At 67.7% G+C, this 9,596-nt stretch carries 5 protein-coding genes; 4 read left to right on the top strand and 1 reads right to left on the bottom strand.

Annotation, left to right across the window (positions count from 1 at the left end):
* Positions 1–5: 5 nt before the first annotated feature.
* Entirely contained in the window at positions 6–2,951 is a 2,946-nt protein-coding gene (locus tag G5C50_RS26025; RefSeq protein ID WP_165073900.1) for a M61 family metallopeptidase, read from the bottom strand.
* A 271-nt stretch (positions 2,952–3,222) separates the two neighbouring features.
* On the opposite strand from G5C50_RS26025, the gene G5C50_RS26030 reads away from it, so the two are divergent.
* From G5C50_RS26030 to G5C50_RS26045, 4 genes are read left to right on the top strand one after another with little or no spacing between them, the layout of a single operon-like run.
* A complete protein-coding gene (locus G5C50_RS26030; protein ID WP_165073901.1) occupies positions 3,223–5,499 on the top strand; it encodes a M48 family metallopeptidase in 2,277 nt (758 codons plus the stop codon).
* A 35-nt stretch (positions 5,500–5,534) separates the two neighbouring features.
* Positions 5,535–6,566: a Gfo/Idh/MocA family protein gene (locus G5C50_RS26035; RefSeq protein ID WP_165073902.1), complete on the top strand. Its 1,032-nt coding sequence runs from the start codon at positions 5,535–5,537 to the stop codon at positions 6,564–6,566.
* A 2-nt stretch (positions 6,567–6,568) separates the two neighbouring features.
* Entirely contained in the window at positions 6,569–7,891 is a 1,323-nt protein-coding gene (locus G5C50_RS26040; protein WP_165073903.1) for an MFS transporter, read from the top strand.
* A gap of 37 nt (positions 7,892–7,928) precedes the next feature.
* Entirely contained in the window at positions 7,929–9,437 is a 1,509-nt protein-coding gene (locus G5C50_RS26045) for a sulfatase family protein (protein ID WP_165073904.1), read from the top strand.
* Positions 9,438–9,596 lie beyond the last annotated feature (159 nt).

Here is a 9,596-nt window from a genome sequence, read left to right on the forward strand (position 1 = left end):
GATCCTCAGGGCTTCGGGACGAGCAGTGAATCCTGACGGACGGCCCAGGTCTGGGGCTTGCCGCCGTCGGGCGTGAAGGTCAGCGAGGCCTCATAGCCGTCGGGAGTCAGGGCGACCGTCGGGACGGCCTGTCCCGGCGGCGGGTCCGGAAGGCTGAGCGGGGCGAGGCGGTCGGCCCAGCGGCCGTTGTTCCGCTTGTACGCATTCTGGGCATGGTAAATCTGCATGAGTCGTCGGCGAGTCGCGTCGGCGGGGTCGTGGCGGAAGGCGACCGGCGAGCCGGGCTCGGTCGCGGAGAACTGGAGATAGCCCCACGACTCCGGCCGGTGCATGTCGACCACGCCCTGCGGCGACCACACCCAGTTGTCCTCGGGCGTTTTCGGAATCTTGCGATACTTGCCGTAGGCGATCTCGTGCCGCCACTCGACGCGCGAGAAGTTGATCCGCCACTGGTCGCCGTCGTGCGGCGGCACCGCGCGGCCGGCGTGCTCGGCGACGGCCTTCCACGGCAGGGCCAGCTCGACGGTCCACCCCTGGTCCTCGTCCGAGGGATCGTTGAGCGTCCCCTGCACGGCCACGGCCTTCTTCAAGCCCGGGATTTCCCAGGCGTTCTCGGCCTTGCCGCCGTCACGATAGGGCTTGGGCAGGAACAGGTCCCACTCAGTGTTCAGGGCGTTGATCTCGATCTCGTAGTACTTGTGGTTGTCGCCGTCGGGGTCGAGGAAGACCTCGAAGTCGTTGTCGTGGAAGATGACCGAGTCATGCTCGGTCAGCGTCCCCCAGACGTGGGGCTCGTCGAGCTTCGCGGCGATGTAGAGGTATGCGTCGTCCCAGAGCATCTTGGCCTTCGTCGGGAACCGGGGCCGAGGCTTGCGGTTCCCCTCGATGTCGACGAAGGCGTCGGTCCAGGGGGCGGCGGCCCAGGCTTCCTCGTCGAGCTTTCCGTCGACGTCGATCGGCCTCGGCGCACGATGGGCGACGTACCCCTTCGGATGCTCCGGCGAGACGGCCGCGGCCTTCGGGGTCTCCTTCGGCTGCTCCTCCTTCTTCGCTTCCGACTTGTCGTGAGGCTTGAGGATGTCGGCCAGGACGTCGGGTTTGGAGGAGTCGCGGACGAGGGTCAAGTTCTTCACGCCGTCGCGATACGTCAGGGCCAGGGGCTTGAGCGAATCCCCCTCGGTCAGCAAGAAGTCCACCTTGCCGCGCTCGACGCTGGCGACAAGGGCGTCGCGGAGGGCGTCGGGGCTGAAGAGGCGGTCGTTGATTGCGACGACCTTGCGGCCCTTCGCAAGCCCGGCCTTCTCGGCGATCGAGCCCACGACGACGTCGGTGACCACGCCCTCCGCATCGAAGCTCAGCCCCAGCGAGTGCCGGGCCGCCGCGCCCCCGGCCCCGGGACGCCGGCCGCGGAAAGGCGGAGGCGGGGTCGATCCGTATTCAATGCGGTAGCCCAGCTTGGAGACGAAGTCGACCGGCAGCGCGTCAAGGGGCTTCGAGACTCGATCCTCCAGGAGCGTCTTCCAGTCGTGGGCGACCACCCCGTCGAGCGCGGCGACGACGTCCTCGAAGGTGTAGGGGTCGACCTTCTCGGGCTTGGTCGGGCCTCCCAGGAAGGCCTTGCAGAAGTCGTCCAGCGACTTCGCGCCGGCGGTCTTCTCGCGGATCGTGGCGTCGATCTCCATCCAGAGGAGGGCGCCTTCCATGTAGTAGTCCTGGCTGCGGCGAAGGGCGTTCCAGTTGGGGCTGGGCGAGCGGAGGAACGCCGAGGCGACGGCCGTGTCGTCCAGGGGGCGCCATCCCCGGCCGGCCTGGAGAATCAGGCCGTCGATCGTGTGGGCGAGCGTCTTGCGGTAGTCCTCCAGCGAGACCAGGCCGGAGCGGACCATGACAACCTCGCCGAGGTATTCGGTCAGCCCTTCGTAGACCCACAGGAGCCGCGTGGCCATCGGCTGATGGAAGCTGGCGGTGGCCATGCCGGCGGGGCGACGGTACTTGCCGCACCAGGAGTGGACGTATTCGTGGGGGATCAGGTTGGCGATCCATCCCGTCCGGCGCTGGTCGTCGATCAGGTCGCGTTCCTTGACGCCGTTGATGCTGGACGCCAGGTGCTCCAGGCCCAGGTATCCCAGCTCATCGCTCAGGGTGGTCAGGAACTGGAACTCTTCGTAGTGGCACGAGCCGAACAGGGCGCCGGCCTCGCGGACGACCCGGCTGTACTTGGCGATCGTCTCCGGCCGCAGCTCCGTCGCCTCGGGCGACTCGGAGACCAAATTGAAGAACGCCGGCGGATATGGGCCCGTGTCGAGCTTCGTCGTCTTGAGGTGCTCGCCGCCGATGAGAGGGGAGTCGATCAGGTCGACGAGCGAGACGGGCTCGAAACGGATCAGGCCGCCTTCATTCGATTTCGTCTTCAGGGCGGTGGCGTGCTTCCAGCCGTTTGGGAGTCGTGTCGAGAGAGCGACGAGGGTCTCGGCGGCCGTCGGACCCTCGGGATAGAGGATGCAGGTCGACCAGTTGACGACGCCGATCTTGTCGTTGCCGAACGTCAGATGGCCGCTGGCCTCCACGGTCGCCTCGTTGCAGATGGTGTCCAGCGACACACGCAGCCGGTCGACGCCCTCCGGTGCCTTGCAGACGATCCGGTAGAGGTCCAGATCGTCGCGACGCCAGGGGACGACGGTCCCGTCCGGAGCGGCGATTCGAAGCCCGGCGACCGGCTCGTTGGCCCCGCACGGAGCGTGGGTGCCCGGGATCCACTTGGGATGCCAGAGCGCCAGCTCCGCCCCCGGCTTGCAGGGGACGTCGATCGTCGTCCGGACGAGCCGCCTGGGCATGTCGCGGAGGTCCACCTCCACGGTCATCGTCGGCTCGGCCCCTCGGACGGCGACGGCGGCGAAGCTCAGCGCGAACATCGCGAAGAAGACGCGACGGCAAGACTCGGTCGCGGGCATGAACGGCTCCTCGGCGGGCGGGTCGCGTCCCCGAACCCGATTGCTGCGGGGACGATCCATCCTATCGGAATCCGCGGCCGGATGAGAACCGGCATGCTCGTATATCGCCTCGTTCGATCCATCGCGTCGGCGACATAGACTTATTTCGGTGTATGCGTCGAGTCATGGATTGGCTGGACGTCGCGAGGCGAGTAGTGTGTTGAGTCGGGCGGCGCTTCCGAAGTCCAACGGTTTGGACGCGTCTCCCGTTCCCGCCTGGGAGGAGCCGTCGATGGACGATGTCGCGCGCGAGGCGTCGGGGATCGAGGACGAGGTCATGGCGGAGGGCCTCGCGACGGGTGAGGCGGATCGAAGCGAATCGCCGACGGCGTTCACGCCGGAAGAGGTGCGAGCGTCCTTCAGAGGGGCGATTCCGCACAAGGGACTGCCGGCCTCGTATCGGCTCTGGGCGTTCGTCGTCGCCTGCGTGATGGTGACGCTGCCGCTGATCTACGTCGGCATCGTGGCGGCGGCCGTTTACGCCATGTACTGGCACGCGACCCACAACTACACCGTCTTCCAGACCGTTCGGAACGGCAAGGGGGCGGTCATGGCCTACTTCGGCCCTCTGATCGTGCTGGGGACCGTCGTCTTCTTCCTGGCCAAGCCGCTGTTCGCGGGCCGCGCAAAGCCGCCTCGGAAGCGGGGCGTCACGCGAGAGGAAGAGCCTGCGCTTTATGAACTGGTCGACGGAGTCTGCAAGTCGGTCGGGGCGCCTCGGCCGGTCCGGATCGACGTCGATTGCCAGTTGAACGCCTCGGCCGGCCCGGAGAACGGGCTCTTCTCGCTCCTGCGGAAGCGGCTCGTGCTGACGATCGGCCTGCCGATGGCGGCGGTCTTCGACGCCGACCAGTTCGCCGGGGTTCTCGCCCATGAGTTCGGGCACTTCGCGCAATCGACGGGGATGAAGCTGACGTACGTGATCCGGTCGATCAACGCCTGGTTCGCCCGCGTCGTCTACGAGCGCGACGCGTGGGATCAGAGCCTGGTCGAGTTCACGAACTCGGGGAACATCTACACGCTGATCCTGGGGAACCTGGCCCGACTGCTGGTCTGGCTCTCGCGGCGGATTCTCTGGGTGCTCATGTACACAGGCCACGCGGTGAGCTGCACGATGTCGCGTCAGATGGAGTTCGACGCCGACCGCTGCGAGGCGTATCTGGCCGGCTCGCACACCTCGGCCGGGGCGACGCGGCGGCTGCGGCTCGGCGGACTGGCGAACGCCGGCGCCATGAGCGACCTATCCGAGTGCTGGAAGGAAGGTCGTCTGCCCGACGATCTGCCCCGGCTGGTCGAGGCCAACATTCCCCAGGTCCCCGAAGCGGGTCTGAAAGCCATCGACGACGCCTTGGCCCACGAGAAGACCAAGGTCTTCGACACGCACCCGGCCGACCGCGATCGGATCGCCGCCGTGCTGGCGCTGCACGCGCCGGGCGTATTCCACATCGAAGGGCCGGCGACGGCCTTCTTCCGCGACTTCGACGCGTTGTCGCGATCGGCGACGGCCGAGCACTATGAGGGTTTGCTGGGCGAAGCGGTCGATCCCGCGCGGCTCTTGCCTTACCGCGAGGTCGTCCGTCGATACGAGGATCGGGTGTCGGATTCGGAATCGATGAAACGGGTCTGCGTCGGGACCTTGAATTTCACCAGGCCCCTGCCGCTGCCCGCCGAGCCGGCGGCCGTCGACGAAGGGCCGGAAGCCGTCCGCGCCGAATTGGAGCGGCTGCGGAACGAGCAGGCGGCGGGTCGGATTGCGCGGGATGAACTGGCGACCCCGGATCAAGAAGCCTTCAACCGACGCATCCAGGCTCAGGCCGCCGCCGCGATGCTGGGTTGCGGCTACCGGATCAAGCCGGCCGACTACAACCTTCCCTCGGCGACGGCCGACGCCGCCCATGCTGTCGTCGCCGAGGTCGACCGCGCCGTCGGCGAGCGGGCGACAGGCCTCGACGAGTTCGACGCTCTGGCCGCGCGCCGGATCACCCTGGCGCTGGGCCTTCTGGAACAGGGCGATTTCGCGGCGACGATCGAGGGGGGCGAGACGCTCCGCGACGAGGCCCGCCCACTGCTGCCGCTGGCCTCCACCCTGGCGAGCCGCGTCTGGCCGCACCTGCGGTCGACCGTGGCGGCCCGAAACGTCCTGCTCACCGTTCTGGGTTGCTACCAGAAGGACGACAAGAACGCGAACCTCCACCGGGCGATCATGACGGCATCGGCCGATCTCCAGCGACAACTCGTCGAGCTTTATCAGGCGATCGGCGAGGACCTTGAGTATCCCTTCGCCCATGCCAAGGGGAAGGTCTCCCTGGCTGAGTTCGCCCTTCCCGGCGTGCCCAACCCGGACGACGTCGGCCCGCTGCTGCAGGTTTCCGAGCATGCGGCGGATCGGCTGGTGCCGCTTTATTACCGAATTCTGGGACGATTGGCGGTGATCGTCGAACGAGTGGAGACGGCCCTGGGGCTCTCACGGCTGGTCATCGAGGATCAATCCGGGCATAATCACGCCTGAGCTTGACAACGTCTCGTCGGCCCAAAGGAACCGCTATGAACGTCCGGATCGCTGCTCTCGCCCCGACACTGTCCTTTCTGATCCTTACCGCGACGACGGCTGTCGCCCAGGAGACCGCGACGGCGGAGAAGCCGTTGCGGGCGGGTATCATCGGGCTGGACACCTCGCACGTGACCGCCTTCACGAAGCTCTTGAACGACCCCAAGGCCCCGGCCGAGGTCGCTGGCGTTCGGATCGTCGCGGCCTATCCCGGCGGCAGCCAGGACATCCCCTCCAGCCACGACCGCGTTCCCGAGTACACCAAGACCCTGAAGGAAACCTACGGCGTCGAGATCGTCGACTCGATCGACGACCTGCTGGGGAAGGTCGACGTCGTTCTGCTGGAGAGCGTGGACGGTCGGCCGCACCTGAAGCAGGCCGAGCCGGTGCTGAAGGCTCGTAAGCCGCTGTTCATCGACAAGCCGGTGGCCGGCACGCTGGCCGACGCCCTGGCGATCTTCGAACTGGCGAAGCAGACCGGAACGCCGGTCTTCTCCAGCTCGTCGCTGCGTTACGGCGCCGAGACGCAGAAGGCTCGCGCGGGCGAGTTCGGCCCGGTCGCCGGCTGCGACGCTTACAGCCCGTGCGCCCTGGAAGAGCACCACCCCGACCTCTACTGGTACGGCGTCCACGGCGTGGAAACGCTCTTCACCGTCATGGGCACCGGCTGCGAGAAGGTCTCCCGGACGACCACGCCCGAGACCGACGTCGCGGTCGGCGTCTGGAAGGACGGCCGGATCGGCACGTTCCGAGGCGTCCGCGAAGGAACCCCGCACGGCTACGGGGCCACGATCTTCGGCAAGAAGAAGATCGCCCAGGCCGGCGCCTACGACGGCTACAAGCCGCTGGTCGTGGAGATCGTCAAGTTCTTCAAGACCGGCAAGGCCCCGGTCTCGCCCGAGGAGACGATCGAGATCTTCGCCTTCATGGAAGCCGCCGACGAGAGCAAGCGGCAAGACGGCCGTCCCGTGACCCTTGAGAGCGTCCTGGCCCGGGCTCGGGCCGAGGTCGCCTCCCGCGGGAAGTGACGGTGGAAGCGCCCTCGCGCGTCCGCTACGGAGTGCTGGCGTTCCTGGCCGCGATGACGTTCGTCCTCTATCTGGACCGCGTCTGCATCGGCCAGGCCGCGCCGGCGATCCAGCGCGACTTGGGGATCGACGACACACGAATGGGCCTGGTCTTCTCGGCCTTCAGCCTGGCGTACGTCCTGTTCGAAGTCCCCACCGGCCGCTGGGGCGACCGCTACGGGTCGCGCGGGGTGCTGACGCGGATCGTGGTCTGGTGGTCGGTCTTCACGGCGATGACCGGGATGGCCGGGGGCTTCGCCGCCTTGCTGGCGATCCGGTTCCTGTTCGGGGCCGGCGAGGCCGGCGCTCTTCCCAACTCCGCCCGGGTGCTCCGCTCGTGGTTCCCTGATGCGACGCGGGGCAAGGCCCAGGGGATCATCACCACGGCCATGATGCTGGGTGGGACGCTCGCCCCGGTGGTCAGCCAACGGCTGATCGACGGCCTTGGCTGGCGGTGGACCTTCGCCGTCTTCGGCCTGATCGGCGTCGCGTGGGCCGCCGCCTTCCTCGGCTGGTTCCGGGACGACCCTGAATCGCACCCAGCGACCAATGAAGCCGAGCGCCGACTCATCGCCGAGGGCCGCGCCGGCGACGCTTCCAAAACCCACGCCCCGATCCCCTGGCCCGTCGTCTTTCGCTCACCCGACGTCTGGCTGCTGGGTTGCGTGATGATCACGATGGCCGCGATCTACAACCTGTTGATCGCCTGGTATCCCAAATACCTCCAGGACGCCCGCGGCGTCTCGGCGGCCGATTCGGCGACCTACTCCAGCATCGTCCTGGGCGCGGGGGCCGTCGGCTGCCTCTTCGGCGGCTGGCTGACCGACCACCTGACCAGGGGGCCCGCCGGTCGACGCTGGGGGAGGACGATCCAGGCGGTGCTGGGGGCCTTGCTCGCGGCCGGATCGCTCGCCGCCAGCCTCTCGGTCGACTCGCCGTGGATCTCGACCCTCCTGATCGCGCTGGCCCTCTTCGGAATGCAGATCCAGGTCCCCGCCTGGTGGGCCGCCGCCACGGAGGTCAGCGGCCGACACGTCGGCGCGCTGTTCGGGCTCATGAACATGATTGGGAACGTCGGCGGGATCGTCTCGCCGGCCTTCCTCGGCTGGTACGTCGAATCCATGAAAGCGGCTGGGCGCGTCGGCCGCGAGCGCTGGGATCCGGGCTTCTGGATTTACGTCGGCGTGGCGCTCGTCGGCATGCTACTCTGGGCGGCGATCGACCCGCGACGGGTCGTCGAGCAGATCGACGAGTCGAAACCGCAGGGCGATCTGGACCTCGCCTGAACCTGCCTGCCTCACGGATCAATCAAGAGACGACGCCATGACGAGAACACGGGCCGCGCAAACGCTGCGAATCCTCATGGGCGTCTTTTTGGCCGCGGCCGTCGCCGAAGCTCGCGCGGAGGCCACGCGGCCGAATTTCCTGGTCATCATCACGGACGACCAGAAATCGGACGTCGTCGGTCTGGAGCAGCGCGAGCAGGGGACCTCAGCGCGATTCCCCTGGCTCCGGACTCCGAACATGGACCGGATCGCCGCTGAGGGCGTCCGCTTCAAGAACGCGTTCGTGACGCTCTCGCTCTGCGCCCCGTCGCGGGCGGCGATCATGTCGGGTCGCTACAACCACGTCAACGGCGTCGTCGACAACAAGACGCCGTTCCCGGACCTCCCCGACAGCCTGCAACGGAGCCTGCAAACGGCGGGCTATTCCACGGCGTACTTCGGCAAGTGGCACATGGGCCGGCAGTCCGGCAAGCGACCGGGGTTCGACCGCTCGGTCAGCTACATCGGCCAGGGCGTGTTCATGGACTGCCCCGTCGAGATCGACGGCGTCGCCACCCCGACGAAAGGCTGGGTCGACGACGTCGTCACCGACTACGCGCTTGAGCACCTGGACCAACGGCCCCAGGACAAGCCGTTCCTGATGATCATCGGCTACAAGTCGGCCCACGGTCCGCGAACACCTCCCGAACGACACCGTGAGACGTACGCCGGCCAGCCCGTCGGCCCCGTCCACGACGAGGGCGTGCCCGCCCCCTACGCCGCGACCTTCCGCCGCGCCGACGCGAACGCCGGGGACGACGTCCAGCCCAAGGCCGCAACCAAGAAAGCCGCGACCAAGAAGGCGGCCGCTCCGAAGGCTGCAACCAAGAAGGCTGCTGGCGGGGCAGGCCAGGGGGAGGGCCCGCTTGCGTACCTGCGGACGCTCCAGGGCGTGGACGACAACGTCGGCCGGCTGCTCAAAGCGCTCGACGACAAGAAGCTGGCCGACGACACGATGGTCGTCTTCATGAGCGACAATGGCTATTACCTGGGCGAGCACCACCTCGGCGACAAACGATCGGCCTACGACGAGTCGCTGCGGATCCCGTTCTACGTCCGCTGGCCCGGTTTCGGAGCCTCCCGACGGGGGGCGGTCGTTGACCAGATGATCCTCAACATCGACCTCGCCCCGACGATCCTGGACCTCGCCGGCGCCCCGATCCCCGCCGCGATGCAGGGCCGAAGCTGGCGAGCGCTGGCCGAAGGTCGCGAACCCAAAGAGCCCTGGCGCAAGGCGTTCTTCTACGAGTATTACTACGAAAGCCCCTACGCCATCCCGACGGTCTTCGCCCTCCGGACTGACACGGCCAAGCTCATCGTCTACCCCGGCCACCCCGACTGGGAAGAGCTGTTCGACCTGACCGCCGACCCTCGCGAAACCCGCAACCTGATCCACGACGAGTCCGCTCGCGCCCTCCGCGACGACCTCCGCCGCCAGTTCGACGCCCAGGCCCAGGCCCTCGGCGCCCGCATCCCGGCCGGCGACAAGGACGGACCCAAGCCGTGAACGGGCTCTGCGAATCAGGTCCATACCGGCCTTCCCCCCTCGCGGGGGAAGGTGGCCGAAGGCCGGATGAGGGGGGATCGGCTCTGCGTTCAAGCCGGCCGGACGGATGCGAATCCGACGGCGGTCGTCCCCCCCTCATCTGATCGCTTCGCGATCTGT

Source organism: Paludisphaera rhizosphaerae, from assembly GCF_011065895.1.
In the GTDB taxonomy this organism is placed as follows: Bacteria; Planctomycetota; Planctomycetia; order Isosphaerales; family Isosphaeraceae; genus Paludisphaera; species Paludisphaera rhizosphaerae.